The organism is Paraburkholderia antibiotica (genome assembly GCF_012927125.1).
GTDB lineage: Bacteria > Pseudomonadota > Gammaproteobacteria > Burkholderiales > Burkholderiaceae > Paraburkholderia > Paraburkholderia antibiotica.
Genome location: NZ_JABBFZ010000004.1, coordinates 235,776 through 255,709, shown reverse-complemented (window position 1 = coordinate 255,709; position 19,934 = coordinate 235,776). Strand labels below are relative to the sequence as shown.

Here is a 19,934-nt window from a genome sequence, read left to right as displayed (position 1 = left end):
CGCGCATTGTTAAGGGGCGCGCAACAGTGTTTCCGGTTGAACCGGCTGATCTTGTTCCGGCAATTACGGATAATTACGCGTTCTTTACCGGTTAAAAATGCAGGTGTTGCACTATGTTGAATCAGGGTTCGGGCAGTCTTCCCGACACAGTCGAAACGATGCGTGACTCGCTCGATACGTCAGGTACATCGAGCGCACAGCGCGCACAGAAGAACGCACACACAGAGCGAAAAGAACGGAAGAGCGCGCGGCTGTCGGCTTGGGCGGCAGTAGTGCTGGCGGGCGTGGGGCTCGTCGGATGCGCATCGACCTCGCACGTGGTCGCCAGCGACAAGCCCGGCACGTACACGGTCGCGGCCAGCGCGACGGGCGGGCGCATGGCGTGGGCGCGCGCGCACGAACTCGCCACCAACGAGGCGCGCGACTACTGCGAGCAGCGCGGCATGCAAAGCAGTGTGAACACGGAAACCGTCAGCGGCGTGGCCGTGATGACCGAGCATGAGTCGTCGGTCAGCTTCGAATGCCATCCCAGGTTTTGAGCCGCGCTCGCTAGTCTTCGATTCATTCGCGATTGCAGCGGCGCGCTCGCCTCAGTCAATGCTGCACGTGCAAACGGGATTGGTTGTGCGTGCATCGACACGCGTCGACGTAGCTGAGCGGTGAGGGTGGCGAGGGCGGCGACGGACACCGCCCCGCCATGATCATTTCTTATCGAACGTCACGAGGTTTTTGTCGTCGGTATCCGCGACGAAAATCGCCAGCAGTTTCGCCGGTTCGGTCGCGCTCGCATTCTCGCTGACCATGTGATGCGCGCCGGGCTTTTCGGTCCACGACTCGCCCGCATGGTAGACGTGCTCCGCGCCGTGATCGACGCGGCTGCGAATCGCGCCCGACAGCACATAGCCCACCACGAACGCCTGACCATGCCGATGCGGCGCCGACTTGCCGCCCGGCGCATAGTCGACGACGAGCGCGGTCATCGTCTTGCCCGGCACGTTCGCGACCGGCGTGGCGAAAGCAGGGGTGATGGTTTCGTGAGGCACGGCGGTGGCCGTGCCGCTCGCGCTGGCCGCATCGACGGCGTGCGCGGAAGCGGGCTGCGATGCGGCTATAGCGGCGATGCCGGCAAGCAGCACCGATGCGCATCGTGTGCGAATTCCAATCGTATTCATGTCGTCACTCCACGCAGGCCTGCTGCAGTTGTTGTGCGTCGCCATGCGCCGCGCTCACGGCCTTCGCCCATTGCGTCGCGACGGCGTCCAGTTCTCCGCGTGCCCGTTCGAGCGCCTCGGCGCGCGCTTCGGGGTTCGCGAATTGCAGCGGCTGTGCATCGACGAAACCCGGCGCGCTCACGCCGAGAAAACCGAACGCCGCTTTCAGCGCGGGCGTCAACGCATCCATCGATTCATACGGCGAGCCCGCGCGCAAATCCGCGCCACGGCTCGTGATGAACAACACCTTCTGTCGACCGAGCTGCCCGACGGTGCTGCCGTCGTCCGCGAACGTGTAGGTCAGGCCGGTGCGCGTGACGCTGTCGATGAAGGCCTTGAACGCCGAGGGCATCGACCAGTTGTACATCGGCATCGCGAACACCAGCGCATCGGCGGCGAGCAACCGCGCGCACAGCGCATCCGATGCCGCCAGCGTCGCCTTCATCGCCGCCGTGCGCTCGTTGGCGGCGGTGTACGTCGCGATCGCAAACGCTTCGGTGACGTGCGGCGGCGTGTCGACCGTGACGTCCAGATAATCGACCTCGAACTCGACGCGCTCTTCACGCAGGCGCTCGAGAAAATAGCGGCTCAGCGCCCGGGAATTGGAACGCTCGCGCTTCGCGCTGGCGTCGACGTGCATGATCCTCATGTTGTCCGTCCTTGCGGTGGGTTTTAATGTGGGATCAAGGTTAGACGTTCGATTGGCCTGTTGGAATGACCGGTTTTGGTTAATTCAGGGTGGCCACTTTGGGAATTGGTCACGTGGACCGAGTTTCTTCGATGGCTCGGCACGGATCGAGGCTGAGGTGCGGCGGGTTTGAGGCTAGCTTGAGGCTGCTTTGCCGCGCCACGGTTACCCGGATTTTTTGGCGGTCGTCGCGCGCCTGACGAATGGGCCGCCCGAAAAAGTCGCCGCCGCACGGCTTTGCGCCGACGTTTTTTCGCGGGCGCGGCGGGCAGGGCGCGCGGACGCCTGTGCGGTCTGCGCCGCGGCGATCTGTTGCGACATGGTCTCGACACGCTGGCGCAGCTGATCCGCCGCGATCGTGCGCTCGGCCAGCAACGCCTCCTTTTCAGCCAGTTTTTCCATCAGTTGCGCGCCGGTCGCCGCATGCCGTGCATTCGACGCGGCCAGTTCGGCCTTCGATACCGCCAGCTCATCGCGCAATGCATCGCGCTCGGCCCGATAGCCGGTTTCCAGCGTCGCCGCCCGCTCCTGACTCGCCTGCAGCTCCTTGCGCAAACGCTGCGTCGCCGCCCGTTCGCTCTCGATCTCCAGCAATGCGCGCTTTTCCGTGGCGGCGAGCCGCTGTTCGTTCTGTTCGTGCGAGCGGCGCAGTTTGGCCAGCTCGTTGGCGAAATCGCGCCGGGCATCGGCGAGCGCGGCGGTGCCGGCCGCAATTTCATCCTTCGATGCCGTCAGTTGCGCGGTGAGCATCTCGTTGGCCGTTTGCAGTTCGACGAGGCGCGTCTCCAGCGCAGTGACCTGCGTGCGCGCGGCGGCGGCGTCTTCGGCCACCTGAGCGGCTCGATCTTCGGCTCGCTGGCACTGGATTTCCCGTTCCCGCATCTGTTCGCGCGACGCCGCGATTTGCGCGTCGGCGTCCTGCCTGAAGACGTCGAGCGCGGCGGTCGCGGCGTCGCTCGATAGGCGCCACAGTTGCGCCGCGAGTTCGCCGGCCGCCGCGGCGACCTCGGGCGGCAAATCGGGGCGACCGACGTCGACTCGGGTCTTATCGCGCACCTCGACCCAGAAGTCTCGCAACGCCTTGGCCGGTGCGCTCATGCTGCCTTTACGCACCAGCTGATAAAGCCGGTTGGCCGTCGGCGTTTCACCGTAACGGAAAAACAGCAGCGCGCAGACCTCGCGGTACAGGGCCTGAGTGTCGGGCGCGCGTTCGCGGGCGGCTTCGATGTCGGATTCGAGGGTCATGGCGCGGGTTGGCTCGAAGAGATAACGTGAAGTTGATAATACAACGTATTACTATAAAAATGCTACACTCAATCATCTACAACACGACATTAGTACTATAATGTCGTGTTTTATATCAGGAGCATGCCGGACCTCCTTCGGTTCAGTTCTCCAGTGCTTCCGGCGATCATCCCGGCGCGAAGGCATCGGGTACCGCTGCTGGTCGCGCGCATTGCGTCGTGGTCTTCGCACCGTGGCATCGACGCGCCGCGGTGCGGTGCGCCGATCTCCGTTCATGATCCACATCAATGGTGTCGCGCCGGCATGCGATGAAATGACAGCACGCAGCCGCCATCGCGCTCAACGGAGGAACCATGAAGCTGACCTTTCTCGGTGCCAGCGAGACTGTCACGGGCTCCCGGTACCTGCTGGAAGAACCCGGCTTGCGCATCCTCGTCGACTGTGGGCTGTTTCAGGGCGTGAAGAATCTGCGGCTGCGCAACTGGGCGCCGCTGCCGGTGCCGGCCGATTCGATCGACGCGGTGATCCTGACTCACGCTCACATCGATCACAGCGGCTATCTGCCGTTACTGGCAAGAAGCGGCTTTCACGGGCCTGTCTATTGCACGCCGGGCACCGCTGCGCTGTGCGAGATCATGCTGCCCGACAGCGCGAAGCTTCAGGAAGAAGAAGCGGATTTCGCGAACCGGCACGGGTTCTCGAAGCATCGTCCGGCCCTGCCGCTCTACACGCAGGACGACGCGCAGCGCGCGCTGCGTCTGCTGGTGCCGCAGCGCGTCGACCATCCGGTCGATCTGCCGCATGGGCTGTGCTTCCGCTTCCTGTCGTCCGGGCACATCCTCGGCGCCGCAAGCGTCGTGATGTGCCGCAATCACACGTTGCTCGCGTTTTCCGGCGACGTGGGCCGCCCCGCGGATCCGATCATGCGCGCGCCTACGCCGCTGGCGCATGCGGATTACCTCGTCGTCGAATCCACCTATGGTGACCGTTTGCATCCTGATTCGAATCCGCAGGACGAACTCGAGCGCATATTCAATCGGACCTTCGCCAAAGGCGGCGTGGTCGTGATGCCATGCTTCGCGGTCGGGCGCGCGCAGGAAATTCTGTATTACATCGCGGAACTCAAGGAGACCGGGCGCATGGCTCATGTACCCGTCTATCTGGACAGTCCGATGGCGGCCAGCGTGACACAGGTGTATCGCAGGCATCTTGCCGAACATCGGCTGACGATCTCCGGGGCAGGCGCGATCGATAAAGCCGCCATCATGATCAGAAGCGTCGAAGAGTCGAAGGCGATCGCGTCGCACAACGGGCCGATGGTGATCATCGCCGGTAGCGGGATGGCGACCGGCGGGCGCGTGCTGCATCATCTGCGCCTGTATGCGTCCGACCCGCGCAATACGATCGTGCTCGTCGGCTACCAGGCCGCGGGCACACGCGGCGCGGCGCTGGCCGCCCATGAGCCGGCGATCAAATTGTTCGGCGAGTATGTGCGTGTACGCGCAAACGTCGAGTCGATTTCGTCTTTGTCCGCGCATGCCGACTATCACGAGTTGCTGCAATGGTTATCGAGTCTGACCGACGCGCCGACCCGCACGTTCGTCACGCACGGTGAGCCGGCTGCGGCGGATGCGATGCGGCGGCGCATTGTGGAAACGCTCGGCTGGTCCTGCGAAGTTCCCACCTACCTGCAAACGGTCGAGCTCGGGAAACTGTAGTCGAACAGTCGTGATGCGCGAAGCTCCGGCCGGCTGCGCTTCTGGCCCGGCGCGTCTGCGCAAGGGGCGGCGTAGCCGCTCTCCCGCTCTTTTCGGCTGCCACGCCGTGCGTGCGCGGATTCGCGGCGGCGAAGCGTGGCGCCATCGCGCTGCCGACCGTGCTTATCTCGTGCGCGCGGCGTTGTCGGCCGCCGGCTCGACGATCAGATCGTCGACCACCGCGCATACGCCGGGCGCGCTCCATGCGACCCCTCGCGCGAGCGCACGCTCCGCGTAGGAGCCAACCTTGCCGGTCAACGTCACCGTGCCGTCCTTCACGTCGATTCCGATGTGTTTGACCTCACGTTCGGCGTGACGCTGCATAGCCTGACCGATCCTCCTGCCGATCTCGTCCGACGCCACCTTGCGGCGCACTTCGATACCATTGGTTACGCCGCGCACGCCTCGCATATGGCTAACCGCGCGCACGACGACATGGCGCTGGTAGGCCCAGTCCACCGCACCCGTCAACGAGACCCAGCCCTTTTCGACCTGGACCTTCACCGCATCCTCCGGCACTGCGACGCTCCAGTGCAGGATTGCGTGAACCGCGCTCGCCACGTCCTCGTCGCTGTGTTCGTCGTGCTTCGGCACGCGCACCTGCATGTCCACGGCGACTCCCTTCACGCCGGCCACGCGTTGCGCCGCCTTTTCGGCAGCGAGCTTTTCCGCATAGCTCGGCGGATGGCCGGAAAGCGTCACGATACCGTTGGTCACCTCGACGCCGATATCCGTCGCGGTGACGGCCGGGTCCCATTCGAGCTCCTCCTCGATGTCCTTTTTCAACTGCCAGTCGGTTTTCATCAGCCCCTCCATGCGGTGCGTCGTTTGACGGATCGTGCCTCGCGCCATCAGAACCAGGCTTCGTGTCGAGACCACGCGACGGCGCTGATGCAGATCAACCGCGCGCGGGTTCGCGCCGCCACCCCGTCCGAACCTATCCGTCGTCCGCGCGCAGTGCCCGAAGTCCGCGTGCTCGCAGAGACGCCGCTTACGGCACGCCCCGGCTTGCGTGTCAGTCGATGGACAGACGTTTGTGGTCGCCCGGCGCCTTTTTCGGCAGGTTCAACGACAGCACGCCGTCCTTGTACTCGGCTTTGGCGTTGGCCTCGTCGACCTCGCCGCCGAGTGCGAACGAGCGGCTGAAGGTTCCGGAGTAGCGTTCGCGGCGAATCACGCGCTCGCCCTCCTTTTCCTCCTGGTTACGCTCGACCTTCGCGTTGATCGACACGACGCGCCCATCGATCTGAATGTCGATATCCTTCTTGTCCACGCCGGGCAGCTCCGCCTTTACCGAATAAGCGCCGTCGTTTTCCGTCACGTCGATTTTCATCGATGCAAGTTCGGTGTCCTGCGTCGTCAGCATCGAGCGCATCGGCCGGAAAAATCCCTGAAACAGTTCCGAAACAGGATCCAGCGAAAGCGGATCGAAACGCGTCAGATTGCTCATTGCATCTCTCCTTCAGCTAAAAAAAGCCAGAACATGGCCCCGTTGACCGGACTACGGCCGGCGCGCGGGCCGGCCGTAGTCCGTCTCGTGAAACCGCAGCTTCAGCGTAGCCGTACATCATGTTGCCTCGTTGATCCACGTCAAGCGTGACCGGATGCGCCGGCCGGCCTCCCATTGCCGTTTGCACGGGCTCGCGGGGTGCGGGTGAGCCGGGCCGTCGTCGCGTGTGCCGAGCCACGCGAGCGACGAGCAGCGGTGAAGACCAGGCGAGGCCGCATCCGCTTGATTTCGGTCAAACGGCGACCTGGGACGGCCCGAAAAATTTTCTTCACGACCGCACATCACGCGAGGAGGCGAGCATGAATTCCCGGGTTTCGGAATGCCCAGCACCGGGGTTGCCGGGCAAGGTACGGGTCGCGGTCGATCAATCCGCCGTCTCGCAACGGGTAGTCGAGTACGCGAGCCACATGGTGGCCCCGGGCGGCATCGTTCGGCTCGTCTGTGTCGCGAAGAATCCGCGCACCCTCGTTCCGGCCGGTTCGCTCGTCAGAAACGCGCTGCAGGCCGCGCGCGACGAACTGTTGCGCGACGCGCGCGATGCGTCGGACCTGCTCGTTGCCGCGCCGCATTCTGTTCGCCGTCGGCGCCCCGACGGCATTGCGACAGCTCTGCGAACACGCATGAGCGCGTTGTCGGTGCGCCCTGCCTTGCCCACTTTGCTTCGCCTGCCCTGCTCGACCAGCTACCTCGCGGGCCGGCCGTGCGCCCGTCGGGCGAACGGCGCCTCGAATCATGGGCGAGCCGCCATCCATGCATGAAATTCCGCCTCGATCGCGACGATCGAGTGCGCACAGGTCGAATACAGCAGGCCCGCCTCGCCGGCGGTGTCGTACATGCCACGGCACATCGCCTTCAGCCGTATCAGCGTACGACCGTCGTCCGCCTGCCCTTTCGATGCCGCGAGATACACGAAGCCGAACGAATGCGGCAGCGCGGTTTCGATGGCCATGTCGTCCGCGCGAACTATCCGGGTGACCGAGTGGGCCTTGATGAACGCGCGCGCGAGCGCCCATGCGGCCTCGCAATCGACTCCCGGTTCGCAATGCACGGCGGCCTGCTGCCGTGCTTCGTAGATGGCCACTTCCTCATGACGGAACGCCGCCTCGCGCGCCGGATTAGCGCAGCCGCCAACGCATGCCGCGCAGAGAATGAACACGGTGATTCGGGGCAATGTGCGATTCACGGTTGCACCTGCATGTGTGATGCATCTGACTCTCTTACGGTAGCGGCGCACGGCGAGCAGTCGCTGATCCCGATCAAGCACGGTCGTCCCTTCGCGCAAAGACCAGGGCGTTCACACGTGAAGCCGACATCCGCGTCGGCAGTAAAAGCGTAGACCTGGAAGCGCGCGAGGAGCACCGCGCGTCGAACGCAACTGGTCGCGCGTTACCGCGCATCAGGCCTGTACGCCGCATGACGGCGCTTGATCTGCATCAATCGCCGCCGCGGTCCGGGCCATAGACTCGATCTCAATCACGAGCTGCCGCCCGCGTTTGTCTGTCCTTCCGACGTTCTGTCATGGAGTTCCGGCGATGAGCTACAAAAGTATTCTTGTCCACCTCGATACGAGTGCGCGTGCACATCCGCGGTTGGAGTTGGCGGTGCAGCTCGCTTACCGGTTTCAGGCCAGGCTGACGGGACTTTTTTCGACCTATGTACCGCCGCGCCAGGCTTTCGTCGTCATGGCGGGTACCGCTGGGTACTATGCCGGGCACGAGCGGCAACGACACGAGAAAGCTGCGGCGCTCGAGCGCCTGTTCCATGCCGAACTGCTGCGCGCAAAAGTCGGCGGTCAATGGGTCGCGGCGGACGGCTACGCGAACGACGTCGTGCCCCCTTATGCCCGCCTGTCCGATCTGATCGTGCTCGGGCAGAGCAACCCGGACGACCCCGAGTCCTTCGTCGCCGAACAGTTCGTCGAACACGTCGTGCTGTCGGCAGGACGGCCCGTACTGCTGGTGCCGTCCATCGGCACCCCGCGGCCGCCGGGCAAACACGTGCTGATCGCCTGGGATGGCAGCCGCGAGGCCACCCGGGCGATCCACGACGCGCTGCCGTTTCTCGAACATGCCGTAAAAGTGACACTGCTGACGGTCCATGCCGCTGGCGATCACCCGTCGGCGGACCGGATTCCGGGCGCCGACATCGCGCTGATGATCGCGCGTCATGGCGTGACAGTCGACGTGCGTGAGCTCAACGTAGCGAACGACACCCCGGTGGGCGACGCGCTGCTGTCGCAGGCATCGGAACTCGATTGCGACATGATCGTGATGGGCGCCTATGCGCACTCGCGGCTTCACGAAGTCATCCTCGGGGGCGCCACGCGCACGATGCTGCAATCGATGACGGTGCCGGTCCTGCTATCGCACTGAATGCACCGCACACCGCATCGGGAAATTTTGAGGAGATCGACATGTTTCATCGCATACTGGTCGCGCTCGATGGCAGCGACACCGCTTCCCGCGCCTTCGACGCCGCCTTGTCGCTCGCGGCCCAGACGGGCGCCGAACTGATGCCGTTCTATGTGATCGACGTGCCCGTCCTTGCCTACGACGCACCCGGTTTCGACCCGTGCGTGATCCAGGACGCCTTCATCGACGAAGGCAGGAACATCGCCGCCGACGCGCAAAAGCGGCTGACTGCACACGGCGTCAAAGGCACGCCTCGTGTCGACGAAGCGTCGGTACCCGGCGAAGACGTGGCCAGGCGGATCGTCGCGGTGGCCGCGGACTGGCACGCCGATGCGATCGTGATGGGCACGCACGGGCGCCGCGGCTTGCGCAGGTTCATGCTCGGCAGCGTTGCCGAACGGGTGCTGCGCAGCGCCGGCTGTCCGGTGCTGATGATTCCGGCGCGCGCCAGCGAGCCGGCGCAACACCCCACTCCCGGGCCCGCAAACGAAAGAGAGCTGACATGAGCTACAAGACCTTGCTCGTTCACATCGACGACAGCAGCCGCTGCGAAACCCGCGTGGCGCTGGCCCTCGATCTCGCACGGCGTTGGGATGCGCACGTAATCGGTTTGTATCTGGTGGGCGATGACCTCGGCAAGCCGTTGTTCGGCGTGGATGAAAACCTGCTTACGAGCCTCACGGCACATGCAACCGAACGGCGCCGCCAGGCCCAGCAGACATTTCTGGCCATGGCCGAGCGCGCGGGACGCCCGGTGGAATGGCGCGCGCCGGCTGGCCCTCCTGTCGAGACCGCGACGCTGCATGCGCGGCACGCGGATTTACTGGTGCTCGGCCAGCCCGATCCGCGGGATCCCACCACGTACGTCGACCGGCATTTCGTCGGCGAGCTGGTTCTTGGCGCCGGCCGCCCGGCGCTCGTGATTCCGCATGCGGGCGCGATACCGACCCTCGGCGAAAACGTGCTGATCGCATGGGATGGCAGCCGCGAAGCGGCGCGCGCGATCGCCGACGCGCTGCCGTTGCTCAGACGGGCACGCTTCGTCGGTGTCGATGTCGTGAGGCGCGCCGACAACTTCGACGCGGCGTCCGGCGCGATCGATGTCGCGGCCTGGCTGGAGGGCCACGGCATACGTGCGTCGTTCTCGACGACGCCGCGCCACGGCATCGTCGGTACCGGGGCCACGCTGCTCAACCGGATCTCGGACCTGCACGCCGATCTGCTCGTGATGGGCGCGTATGGACATTCCCGAGCGCGTGAGCGCGTCTGGGGCGGCGTGACGCGGACCATGCTCGAATCGATGACCGTGCCCGTGCTGATGGCGCACTGACGCCCCCCGACCGATGCGCGCGCGGTGGCGCGCACACCGGTCGTCCCCATACGACGCATGCCCGCGGACCGCATGTCGCCCGCCGGGCACACGCCTGTCCGTCGCACGAGGTATGCGATGCCGCGACATCGCCGCGCAAGCAGCACCGCTCGCGCGGTCTGCTCCGAGTGTCCCTCACCATCCGCGATCGGCGCTGCCGCCGGTTGTCACCCTCGCCGCCTCTTTATTTCCCGCTCGGAAGATTCCTACAACCGTCCCCTGAACTCCTAGGCGTAGTTAAAGCCAAGCCGATATATTTTTGAGATATAACGACCGATACTCATCGATAGGGACACCGTCGCGCCACCCGTATCGATCGATTACTTTCGCGCACGTAGCCGTCCATCGTTGGCATCCTACTGACACCCGATCGCGCCACGGCATGTCACCGCGCGCGCGAAGCGGCAGGCACGAACCATCTTCCGCGACACGACACGCTGAAACGGGCTCGCCCGCCGCACCATCGAAAGCATTGCCAATACGCGTCGTGCGCGCTTTGCGCAAAAAATCTGGAGACGATCATGCAAGCTGCCGCCTCGCGCGAACCCCGCCCTCCCTCACCGCGCTCCGTGTCCATGCTGCCGATTCAGGCTGTCCGGTCCGGCACCGCGATGCCCCATGAAGCGCGCGGCGGGTCGCGTTGCTCCACCTGCTCGATGCGCGCGGCTTGCATGCCGTCCGATCTGAGCGCAAGCGAATTCGCGAAACTGGATGCGGTGATCTGCACGACCCGCCCGATCCGACGGGGTGAGACGCTGTATCGAAGCGGCGATACGTTTCAGAGCATTTACGCGGTGCGTGCCGGGTCGTTCAAAACGGTGGTCATGCATCGCGACGGTCGCGAGCATGTGACCGGTTTCCAGATTGCCGGCGACGCGCTCGGTCTCGATGGCATCGGCTCCGGCAAGCAGAACTGCGATGCGATCGCGCTCGAAGATAGCGTCGTGTGCATCATTCCGTTCGCGCAGCTCGAGGCGATCTGCCGCGAGATGAAGCCCATGCAACACCACATCTACCAGATGATGAGCAGCGAAATCGTGCGCGAATCGAACCAGATGATGCTGCTCGGCACGATGACCGCCGAACAGCGCGTCGCGACGTTTCTGCTGAACCTGTCGAAGCGCTTCAAGGCGCGTGGCTTCTCGGCCGTCGAATTCCATCTGCGCATGACGCGCGAGGAGATTGGCTGCTACCTCGGCATGAAGCTCGAAACGGTGAGCCGGATGTTCTCGAAATTTCAACGCGAGCGGCTGCTCGATGCGAATGGAAAAACGATTCGTATCGTCGATGCACAAGGCCTCGCGCAGGTCTGAACGACGTGTCCGGCGCGCAATGGCGAGCCGGGGTGTCGAGAGCTCCGCGCCGGCGGCGAGACACCCGAACGTTGACCTGACTCAATCGTGCCGAGGTTCTGCGTGACACGCTAACGGTATCGATCGCGTGTTCGCGGCGACGCCGCGACGGGAGACCTCGAGATGAACGACGCCGCGCAAAACGAAACGTGGGCCCCCGGCGACCCGCACTTCGACGCCACCGCGCCCCTGGAGCGGCAACTGCGTTTCGCTGCCGCAGCTTCTGCTGCGCATCGGACGCGGACCGCGACTGAGCCATTCGCCGAGGCGGCCTTTGGGCGACGTGGTGTCATGACCCGCGCGACCCGAGGATGACGCCTCGAATGGGATGTGCGGCGTCCGGCGCGAGGGGCGGCGCGCAACGTCCGGCATCGTCGAGCGCGCTTCGGGTAACCGCCTGGCTTGTCATGCTCCGCCGCGCGACGATGCCGGCTGCCCGGCCACCTGGGCCGCGGCAGATGCGTGCGTGCCTTCTGCGCGGATCAGCAGCACGGGACACCGCGCCAAACGCAAAACCTGTTCCGCGACGCTGCCGATCACGAGGCGCCTGACCCCTCGGCGTCCGTGCGTGCCCATCACGATCAGATCGGCACGAACCCGTTGCGCGTGGCGCAGCACGGCGCTGGCCACGTCGTCGGACAGACTGTTCGATTCCACCATCTCGGCGCGGCATTCGACCTCGGCGCTCGCGCAGGCCCGTTCCGCCGCCCCTAGCACTGCTCGGCCATCCCTGCGCAGCGCATCGATGAGGGTGATCGGATCGTAATAGCCTGCATATGAAAAGAGCGGGGTCTTGTCCACCACATAGAGCGGATGCACGACGGCCTTCGTCAGCGCGGCGAGTCCCAGCACTTCTTCCAGCGCGCGTTTCGAGGCACTCCCGCCATCGAGCGCAACGAGAATATTCCGGTACATGACGATTCTCCGTAGAGGCATTCAGAGTCGATCCGCATGCGCGCCGCGCCAACGCTAGCTGTAGCACGGTACGTTTCCGTTACCGGGTTCCGGTTGCGGCCACGCCGATTCCGCTCGCGCCCTGCCACCCGACGCCGCGCCGCGCGGGCATACGAGCACCGGACAACAAGCGTCGCGCAGTGTTCGCGATGCCACATGTCCCGGGAATGGTTGCGCCGCACCGCGCATGCCGTGGGAGCCCATGGCGATCAGGTCCGCCCGCCATCGTTGCGCTTCGTCGAGAATGGCGCTCGACGTATCGCCCGAGTCATCGTCGAAGTCGAGCAGCGCGGCTTCGGCCGGGTGGCGGCTGGAGGCGAGCATTGCCTCGCCGCGTTGCAGCACCTCGATTCGATGTCGCGACACCATCTCCGACGGCAACCACTCGCGCCAGGCGAGTCCGTCGTCTGCCGCGTAGACGGCCTTGAAACGGGCGTCTGGCGGCGCAACGGCCAGCGCGACACGCAACGAGTCCAGGGCTGTGCCGCTGCCGTCGATTGCGACCAGCACGCGGCGCACGGTCGGGCTGACTGCCTCGAGCGACGTGGCGGGCAGATACAGAACCGGGCAATGAGTAAGCGCCACCAGTTCGTCGGAGTCGATACGCCCTGCGCGTCGATGTTCGTACCGGTGCGCGGCAACCGCGATCAGATCCGCGCGCCACTGCCTCGCGGCATGCGCGAGCGCTTCCGCGGCGCCTTGATGCAATGCGGTCAGGTCGATCACTTCTGTATCGGCTTCGCCGAGGACCTGGCGCAATGCGCTCGCCGTATCGCGTAACGAGGCTTGCGCGCCGTGCAGCATGGCACGGTGTGCCTCGCACCAGTCCGGATAGTTCAGTATCAGCGTCGGGAAAAGTTGTGCAGGATTGCAAACGATGTCGACCAGCCTGAACTTCGCATCCGCGGCGGCGAACTGCCGGGAGAAGTGTGTCGCCGGAACGAGGCCGGTGCGGCCCGTGGACGCCACCATCACGCGCATGAACGGAGTGGGATCGATAGCGGGGTTCATCGGCAGTCCTCGGAAACGTTGCATCGCGGCGCCGCCACTCGGAGTCGTCCCTCGTGAGCGGCGCACGGGTAGCGGGCGCCATAATCGGAGCCCGCATGCGCGGAAGCGCGCCTGTCCGGACATGGCCCGTGATCGCGAACAGCTACGACATGGCGGCGCGGTTACAGCATGGCCCGCGACGCGATACGCCGCTTGATCTGAGTCAACCGTGGGCCGATCGCAAGGACCGCCGCGCCAGCCGGCTTGCCGTGACTCAGGCCGTCGAGCACAGGGTTCGCGCTGCTTCGCATGCCTCGCGCCGTTTCCAGTGTCTATCGCGAGGCGGGGCCCGGCCGCGCTCTGCTCCACCGCTGCTCCACGATAATGAAGGGGCCTACCGGCAGATGCCTCCGTGAGTGGATTGATCGATGTCAATGACGCCCGGTTGCCGCCTCCTGGACTGATTGATGCCGTTCCTCATGCAGTGGGGCCTGTCGTGATCGCACTGTTACGAAACTTCCTGCCTGCGCGGCACTTGCGCTGGGCACCGGTGTTGTACATGGCGAACCCGAACCGACCGCGCTCGTCGATCAGCAGCACTGCATGTTCTGCCATATGCACGACGCGCCGTTTCTCGCCCCGTCGTTCCAGCAGATCGCCGAGCGCTATCGCGACATGCCGAACGCGTCGCGGATGCTCGAACAGAAGCTGCGTCTGGGCGGCAAAGCTCACTGGGGCGACATGGCGATGCCTGCCGCGGTCGAACGCGGCGGCCCGCTTTCGGCGGAAGACGCGCATACGCTGGTGCAATGGGTATTGAGTCAATGACGTGTCATTGACGCTGGCCATGCCGCATGGTTGCCGCGCGCGGGCCAGCGCGTGCCACGCCGTGCCGGAGAATTTTCATGCGCCTCACCGTGCATCTCGACACATTCGATCGCGTCCACCCAATGGCCTTCGCGATTCTGTGGCTCGACAGGAACACACGGAAATGGTCGCGCGAAGGTCACTTCGGGCTCGATCTACCCGAGTGGGGCGTGTTGCATATGGATTGCGGCAATACGCTCGTCTGTGCTCCTCACTGCACGGTGCCCGTGTGCGTGCTCGAAGGACTCGATCTGAACGCCACGGATGGGCCCTTCGAAGGCGAGGTCGGCCGGGTGCAGTCGTGCGCGGAACGCGGGCGCAGTCTGATGACGGGTCACTGGCGCGTGCAGTGCATCGACACCGAACCGTCGGAACCCGAAAACGGCTTGTTCGCCGCTGGAAACGACAGTTGACGGAGCGCCGGCGAGGTCGTGTCCGTTCCTCTGCGGGACGTCGCCGATCGTAGGCGGCGACGTCCGCTCTCCGTCGCATACCCGCTCAGTTATCGCGCGCGGCGTCACGCGACGGCCCGGCACCCGGCAGCATCCGCTGCATCACATGATCTTTCAGAACGAAACGATGGAACAGCGCGGCGAGGATGTGCAGGACGATGAGCGCGAACAGCACCCACGCGAGAATACCGTGGACATCCCCCATTTCGTGGCCAAACGCCGACCCTGTGCTGCTCAACGACGGATAGCGCACGAGGCCTGCGAGGCGAACCGCCCAGCCACGCGAGGATGCGTTGATCCAGCCGAGCAGCGGGACGATGAGTAAGCAGAGGTAGAGGAAAAAATGGGTAATGCGAGAAGCGAAGCCGAGCAACGGCGGCAACTCCTCCGGTTTGGGCCGATGAGTCAGCCGCCAGACTACCCTGAGCACGATGACGGCAATCAGTGTCGCGCCGACGCCAAGATGCCAGGCAATCAGCCCGACCGGCAGCGTGTCCCTGTGGACGTCAGGCATCGTCCAGCCGATCAGGAACTGCGATGCGATCAGCAGGACCGTCAACCAGTGGAGGGTGCGCGCCACGATATCGTATGCGGCCGCGTTGACGTCGTACCGTTTGATCATTTGAAGTCCCCGGGTTGATTGAGTCGGGCCGAATGGATCGCGCATGGCGGTTTCGATTTTTCAACCAATGCCATGAACAGGCAATCGGACAAACTACAGAGCCTAACGCTAACTTCTTAAGAATTCCTGATATCGGCAACCCAGTGGCAGGAATAAGCGGCTATTCGCTGTTTTCAGACACACTGAAACAGATCCGCGTCGGGCTCCACATGCGGTCTGTGTGCCCGGCGGTGTCGGCGCCGCGCGCGGCGGGATGCAGCCCGTGCACGGATCGGAAGCCTCCCGCCAGGACGACGGGCATCGGTCAAATGCCTAACGTTCGATCCAGTAACGGATCGTCGGTCCCTGCTGTTCGACCTTCAGCACGCGGTAACCGGCCCGCGTCGCGTCGGCCGGAATGCTGTTGATCGACTGCGGGCAATCCGCCAGCACTTCCAGCACCTGGCCGCCCTGCAGCGCCTGCATCGCTTCGAGCATCGCGACGACCGGATACGGGCACGGCTCGCCGCTCATATCGAGCTGGAAATCGGCTGCCTTGATCGCTTCAGTCATCAGAACGCTCCTTTCGATTCGGCCTGCACGGCCATTTGCGCACGTCGCGCGACAAACGCCTTTTCCCACCACAGCAGCAACAGGAAGGCCAGTACGAGCCCCGCGTAGGTAACGAGCAGACCGCCCAGCGGCCCGAACGTCGCGAGCAGATTGACCTTCGGCCATGCGAGCGCGAGCGGCGGCCCGATGCGATCCCACAGCGCCGCCAGCACCGTCGCGCCCGCGATATTGCCGATCCCGACGAACCAGTAGTGCACCTGTCCTTCCATCGAGCGATACATCCAGCCCGTTTCGCAGCCGCCCGCCACGACGATGCCGAAGCCGAACAGCACGCCGCCGATGATCGCGTTCGGCCCCGCCCACAGGATCTTCGGCTCGACGCCGAGCTGCACGTAGCTGAAGATGCCGATCGCGCTGGCCGCCATGCCGAGCACGATCGCCCGTGCCATCGCGGTGCGGCCGGTGATCCACATGTCGCGGAACGCCGAGGTAAAGCAGATCTGCGCGCGCTCGATCAGGATGCCGAACGCGATGCCGAACAGCGCGGCGAAGCCGAGCTTCAGCGCGCTCGAGGCCAGTTCGAGCGACGCGGCCACCGCGACGCAGAACACGGCCACGCCGAGGCGAAACTGCCAGCGCGCCAGCGCGGCACGCGGCGCGACCGTGCCGGCGCTAGCGGCTCGCACGAGCCTGACGTCGGCGCGCAGGAACGGCAGCAGCGCGACCCGCGTGCCGAAGTACGAGCCGACGATGGTCGCCAGCGCGAACAGCCACGCATGCAGCGAGAACTGCGGAATGCCGGTGAAGAAAGCGGCGAGGTTGCAGCCCATCGCGAGCCGCGCGCCGAACCCGGCAATCGCGCCGCCGACGAGCGCCTGCGCGATGCGCCGCTTGCGACGCGGCAGGCGCAGCTTCACGTTGTTCGCCCACAGCGCCGCCGCGAGACTGCCGGCGAACATGCCGAGCACCATCACGCCGTCGACACGCGTCCACGGCGTGCCGTGCAGGCCGATGATCCTGAAGTAGCCCCACTCCTCGGGATGCAGGCCGAACATCTGCAGCGCGTGTCCGCCCCAGCGCGTGAATTCTCCCGTCACCGCCCAGAACGTTCCTGTAAGCCCGAAATACAGCGCCGAGAGCACGCCCGCCGTGATCACCGCGGGTAACGGCGCCCAGAATCTGACCATGTAGTCATGCCGGAATGTCGACCACGTCATCGTTTGTCCTTTTCGGTTCTTTATCGGTTTGATTGCGCTGCCCGGCGGTCCGGCGTCGCGGCCACCCCGGCGACGCGCCGCGATCATAACCGACCCGCGCGCATGCGCCCCGCCCCCTTCCCTCGCCCCGAGCCTTGCGCCCTTCCCTATAAAAAACGGTGCGATCGCCGGCTTCCCGGCAATCGCACCGTCTGGTGCAAAGCATCCCTGCGCGCGATCTACGACTGACACCCCGCCATCAGCGCCAGTCGCGCGAACACGACCGCTTTACGCGAGCGTTCAGGCGAGGTCGAAGCGATCGAGGTTCATCACCTTGGTCCACGCCGCCACGAAGTCACGCACGAACTTCTCCTTCGCATCGCCACTCGCATAGACCTCGCACAACGAGCGCAGCTGCGAATTCGAGCCGAACACGAGATCGACGCGGGTGCCGGTCCACTTCTTCTGGCCGGTTTTCGCATCACGCCCTTCGAACACGTCCGCGGCGGCCGACAGCGGCTTCCATTCCGTGCCCATGTCGAGCAGGTTGCGGAAGAAGTCGTTGGAGAGCGTCTCGGGCTTGTCCGTCAGCACGCCATGCGATTCGCCGCCGGCACGCACGTTCAGCACGCGCAGGCCGCCGATCAGCACCGTCATCTCGGGGACGGTCAGCGTCAGCAGTTGCGCCTTGTCGATCAGCAGCTTTTCCGCCGCAACCGGGAGCTTGCCCTTCAGATAGTTGCGGAAACCGTCGGCGACCGGTTCGAGCGCGCCGACCGATTCGACATCGGTCTGCTCCTGCAACGCATCGCCGCGCCCCGGCGAGAACGGCACCGTCACCTGCGCGCCGCCATTCTTCGCAGCCTGTTCGATGCCGGCGCCGCCCGCCAGCACGATCAGATCGGCGAGCGAGATTTTCTTGCCGCCCGACTGCGCACCGTTGAACTCGCTCTGGATGCCCTCCAGCACCTTCAGCACCTTCGCCAGTTCAGTCGGCTGGTTCGCCTCCCAATCCTTCTGCGGCGCGAGACGGATGCGCGCGCCGTTGGCGCCGCCGCGCCTGTCCGAGCCGCGAAACGTCGACGCTGAAGCCCACGCGGTCGAGACCAGTTGCGACACCGACAGCCCCGACGCGAGGATCTTCTGCTTCAGCGCCGCGACGTCCTTGTCGTCGACGAGCGGATGATTGACGGCCGGAATCGGATCCTGCCAGACCAGTTCCTCGGCCGGCACTTCCGGGCCGAGATAGCGCGAACGCGGACCCATGTCGCGGTGCGTGAGCTTGAACCACGCGCGCGCGAACGCATCGGCGAACGCGTCCGGGTTCGCCATGAAGTGCCGCGAGATCTTTTCGTAGGCCGGGTCGAGGCGCAGCGACAGGTCGGTCGTGAGCATCGTCGGCAGCAGCTTTTTCGACGCGTCGTGCGCGTGCGGAATCGTCGGCTGCGCGCCCTTCGCGACCCACTGATGCGCGCCCGCCGGGCTCTTGGTCAGCTCCCACTCGTGGCCGAACAGATTCTCGAAGAAGCCCATGCCCCACTTCGTCGGCGTGGCGGTCCACGTGACTTCCAGACCGCTCGTGATCGTGTCGCCGCCCTTGCCGGTGCCGAAGCTGTTCTTCCAGCCGAGCCCCTGGTTTTCGAGGCCGGCGCCTTCCGGTTCGGGGCCGACGTTATCGGCCGGACCCGCGCCGTGCGTCTTGCCGAACGTGTGACCACCGGCGATCAGCGCGACCGTTTCTTCATCGTTCATCGCCATGCGGGCGAACGTTTCGCGGATATCGACCGCGGCAGCGACCGGATCGGGATTGCCGTCCGGGCCTTCCGGGTTCACATAGATCAGGCCCATCTGCACGGCGCCGAGCGGATTTTCGAGGTTGCGTCCCGGCGGATCGGTGCGGCTCGCTTCCTGGCCATGCAGTTGTTCGTCGGCGACGATCACGCCTTCGTCGTCATCCTTGCCGGCCGCGCCCTTGCCATAGCGCACGTCGCCGCCGAGCCAGGTCTTTTCATTGCCCCAGTAGACGTCCTGATCCGGCTCCCACGTGTCTTCGCGGCCGCCGGCGAAACCGAAGGTCTTCAGACCCATCGTTTCGAGCGCGACGTTGCCGGTCAGGATCAGCAGGTCGGCCCACGAAATCTTCTGGCCGTATTTCTGCTTGATCGGCCATAGCAGCCGGCGCGCCTTGTCGAGGCTGACGTTGTCCGGCCAGCTGTTGAGCGGCGCGAAACGTTGCTGGCCGCGTCCTGCACCGCCGCGGCCGTCGCCGATCCGGTAGGTACCGGCGCTGTGCCACGCCATGCGGATGAAGAGCGGCCCATAGTGACCGAAGTCCGCCGGCCACCACGGCTGCGAATCGGTCATCAGCGCGGCGAGGTCTTTCTTGACCGCAGCCAGGTCGAGGCTCCTGAATGCCTCGGCATAGTTGAAGTCGTTGTCCAGCGGATTGGAACGGTTCGAATGCTGGCTTAGCAGGTCGAGGCGTAATTGCTTCGGCCACCAGTCGCGATTGGTCGTTCCGCCACCGGCGGAATGGACGAATGGGCACTTTGCTTCGTTTGACATGCGTTCTCTCCTTTGGAGGATGTCTCCGTTATGCGTTGCCATGGTGTCAGGCTTCCGTGGCAATTTGACGATCTGAAAACCTGCCAATCCGCCGACTATTCGGCAGTGCGCTCATGTGGGAATGTGACTATTCAGTTAATTCATCGTGCATGTGTCCGTGGGTCGAAGGAAAATCTTATTGATGTAGCCGGCG

Annotated in this window: 21 protein-coding genes; 9 read left to right on the top strand and 12 right to left on the bottom strand. The window is 64.9% G+C overall.

The window, feature by feature from the left end; genetic code table 11:
- The first annotated feature begins 113 nt into the window (after window positions 1-113).
- Window positions 114-539, top strand: coding sequence for a hypothetical protein (locus HHL14_RS10240; protein ID WP_169497482.1), 426 nt, complete (start codon window positions 114-116; stop codon window positions 537-539).
- Between the two features lie 162 nt (window positions 540-701).
- Here HHL14_RS10240 and HHL14_RS10235 read toward each other — a convergent pair whose 3' ends face one another.
- The 3 genes from HHL14_RS10235 to HHL14_RS10225 all read right to left on the bottom strand — a co-directional run bounded on the left by HHL14_RS10235 (window position 702) and on the right by HHL14_RS10225 (window position 3,144).
- Window positions 702-1,172 (bottom strand): cupin domain-containing protein, encoded by a 471-nt coding sequence (locus HHL14_RS10235; RefSeq protein ID WP_169497481.1) that lies wholly within the window; start codon window positions 1,170-1,172, stop codon window positions 702-704.
- 4 nt (window positions 1,173-1,176) lie between these two features.
- Complete coding sequence (locus HHL14_RS10230) at window positions 1,177-1,860, bottom strand: FMN-dependent NADH-azoreductase (protein WP_169497480.1); 684 nt, start codon at window positions 1,858-1,860, stop codon at window positions 1,177-1,179.
- A gap of 204 nt (window positions 1,861-2,064) precedes the next feature.
- Window positions 2,065-3,144 carry a DNA-binding protein gene (locus HHL14_RS10225; protein ID WP_169497479.1) on the bottom strand — a complete coding sequence of 360 codons (1,080 nt, stop codon included), beginning with the start codon at window positions 3,142-3,144 and terminating at the stop codon, window positions 2,065-2,067.
- Window positions 3,145-3,497: 353 nt separating this feature from the next.
- On the opposite strand from HHL14_RS10225, the gene HHL14_RS10220 reads away from it, so the two are divergent.
- Entirely contained in the window at window positions 3,498-4,862 is a 1,365-nt protein-coding gene (locus tag HHL14_RS10220; RefSeq protein ID WP_169497478.1) for an MBL fold metallo-hydrolase RNA specificity domain-containing protein, read from the top strand.
- A 162-nt stretch (window positions 4,863-5,024) separates the two neighbouring features.
- On the opposite strand, the gene HHL14_RS10215 is transcribed toward HHL14_RS10220, so the two are convergent.
- Together HHL14_RS10215 and HHL14_RS10210 are read right to left on the bottom strand one after the other, a co-directional pair.
- On the bottom strand, window positions 5,025-5,705 hold the full coding sequence (locus HHL14_RS10215; RefSeq protein ID WP_169497477.1) for a BON domain-containing protein: 681 nt from the start codon (window positions 5,703-5,705) through the stop codon (window positions 5,025-5,027).
- Between the two features lie 211 nt (window positions 5,706-5,916).
- On the bottom strand, window positions 5,917-6,351 hold the full coding sequence (locus tag HHL14_RS10210; protein WP_169497476.1) for an Hsp20/alpha crystallin family protein: 435 nt from the start codon (window positions 6,349-6,351) through the stop codon (window positions 5,917-5,919).
- A 359-nt stretch (window positions 6,352-6,710) separates the two neighbouring features.
- On the opposite strand from HHL14_RS10210, the gene HHL14_RS10205 reads away from it, so the two are divergent.
- Entirely contained in the window at window positions 6,711-7,169 is a 459-nt protein-coding gene (locus tag HHL14_RS10205) for a hypothetical protein (RefSeq protein WP_169497475.1), read from the top strand.
- Here HHL14_RS10205 and HHL14_RS10200 read toward each other — a convergent pair.
- Window positions 7,142-7,594: a hypothetical protein gene (locus tag HHL14_RS10200; protein ID WP_329601640.1), complete on the bottom strand. Its 453-nt coding sequence runs from the start codon at window positions 7,592-7,594 to the stop codon at window positions 7,142-7,144. The genes HHL14_RS10205 and HHL14_RS10200 overlap by 28 nt on opposite strands.
- Window positions 7,595-7,943: 349 nt before the next feature.
- Here HHL14_RS10200 and HHL14_RS10195 point away from each other — a divergent pair, with 349 nt between their 5' ends.
- The 4 genes from HHL14_RS10195 (at window position 7,944) to fnr (ending at window position 11,504) form a co-directional block, all read left to right on the top strand.
- Window positions 7,944-8,783 carry a universal stress protein gene (locus HHL14_RS10195; protein WP_169497616.1) on the top strand — a complete coding sequence of 280 codons (840 nt, stop codon included), beginning with the start codon at window positions 7,944-7,946 and terminating at the stop codon, window positions 8,781-8,783.
- 41 nt (window positions 8,784-8,824) lie between these two features.
- On the top strand, window positions 8,825-9,328 hold the full coding sequence (locus HHL14_RS10190) for a universal stress protein (RefSeq protein ID WP_169497473.1): 504 nt from the start codon (window positions 8,825-8,827) through the stop codon (window positions 9,326-9,328).
- Window positions 9,325-10,152, top strand: a complete 828-nt coding sequence (locus HHL14_RS10185; RefSeq protein ID WP_169497472.1) for a universal stress protein — start codon at window positions 9,325-9,327, stop codon at window positions 10,150-10,152. The genes HHL14_RS10190 and HHL14_RS10185 overlap by 4 nt, the downstream gene beginning before the upstream one ends.
- A 614-nt stretch (window positions 10,153-10,766) precedes the next feature.
- The gene (gene fnr / locus HHL14_RS10180) at window positions 10,767-11,504 is read left to right on the top strand and encodes a fumarate/nitrate reduction transcriptional regulator Fnr (RefSeq protein WP_407945277.1); all 738 of its coding nucleotides are present in this window, start codon (window positions 10,767-10,769) and stop codon (window positions 11,502-11,504) included.
- Between the two features lie 444 nt (window positions 11,505-11,948).
- On the opposite strand, the gene HHL14_RS10175 is transcribed toward fnr, so the two are convergent.
- The gene (locus HHL14_RS10175) at window positions 11,949-12,458 is read right to left on the bottom strand and encodes a universal stress protein (protein ID WP_169497470.1); all 510 of its coding nucleotides are present in this window, start codon (window positions 12,456-12,458) and stop codon (window positions 11,949-11,951) included.
- Between the two features lie 54 nt (window positions 12,459-12,512).
- Window positions 12,513-13,631, bottom strand: a complete 1,119-nt coding sequence (locus HHL14_RS10170; RefSeq protein WP_230412980.1) for a universal stress protein — start codon at window positions 13,629-13,631, stop codon at window positions 12,513-12,515.
- A gap of 396 nt (window positions 13,632-14,027) precedes the next feature.
- On the opposite strand from HHL14_RS10170, the gene HHL14_RS10165 reads away from it, so the two are divergent.
- Both HHL14_RS10165 and HHL14_RS10160 read left to right on the top strand, forming a co-directional pair.
- A complete protein-coding gene (locus HHL14_RS10165) occupies window positions 14,028-14,315 on the top strand; it encodes a c-type cytochrome (RefSeq protein ID WP_169497614.1) in 288 nt (95 codons plus the stop codon).
- 77 nt (window positions 14,316-14,392) lie between these two features.
- Window positions 14,393-14,767 (top strand): DUF3564 domain-containing protein, encoded by a 375-nt coding sequence (locus tag HHL14_RS10160; protein ID WP_169497469.1) that lies wholly within the window; start codon window positions 14,393-14,395, stop codon window positions 14,765-14,767.
- A gap of 85 nt (window positions 14,768-14,852) precedes the next feature.
- Here the strand turns inward: HHL14_RS10160 and HHL14_RS10155 are convergent, their stop codons facing one another.
- From HHL14_RS10155 to katG, 4 genes are all read right to left on the bottom strand, one after another.
- Window positions 14,853-15,428, bottom strand: coding sequence for a cytochrome b (locus tag HHL14_RS10155; RefSeq protein ID WP_169497613.1), 576 nt, complete (start codon window positions 15,426-15,428; stop codon window positions 14,853-14,855).
- A 312-nt stretch (window positions 15,429-15,740) separates the two neighbouring features.
- Window positions 15,741-15,980: a sulfurtransferase-like selenium metabolism protein YedF gene (yedF, locus tag HHL14_RS10150; protein WP_169497468.1), complete on the bottom strand. Its 240-nt coding sequence runs from the start codon at window positions 15,978-15,980 to the stop codon at window positions 15,741-15,743.
- Complete coding sequence (yedE, locus tag HHL14_RS10145) at window positions 15,980-17,197, bottom strand: selenium metabolism membrane protein YedE/FdhT (protein ID WP_169497467.1); 1,218 nt, start codon at window positions 17,195-17,197, stop codon at window positions 15,980-15,982. The genes yedF and yedE overlap by 1 nt, the downstream gene beginning before the upstream one ends.
- A gap of 279 nt (window positions 17,198-17,476) precedes the next feature.
- Window positions 17,477-19,741, bottom strand: coding sequence for a catalase/peroxidase HPI (katG, locus tag HHL14_RS10140; RefSeq protein WP_169497466.1), 2,265 nt, complete (start codon window positions 19,739-19,741; stop codon window positions 17,477-17,479).
- Window positions 19,742-19,934 lie beyond the last annotated feature (193 nt).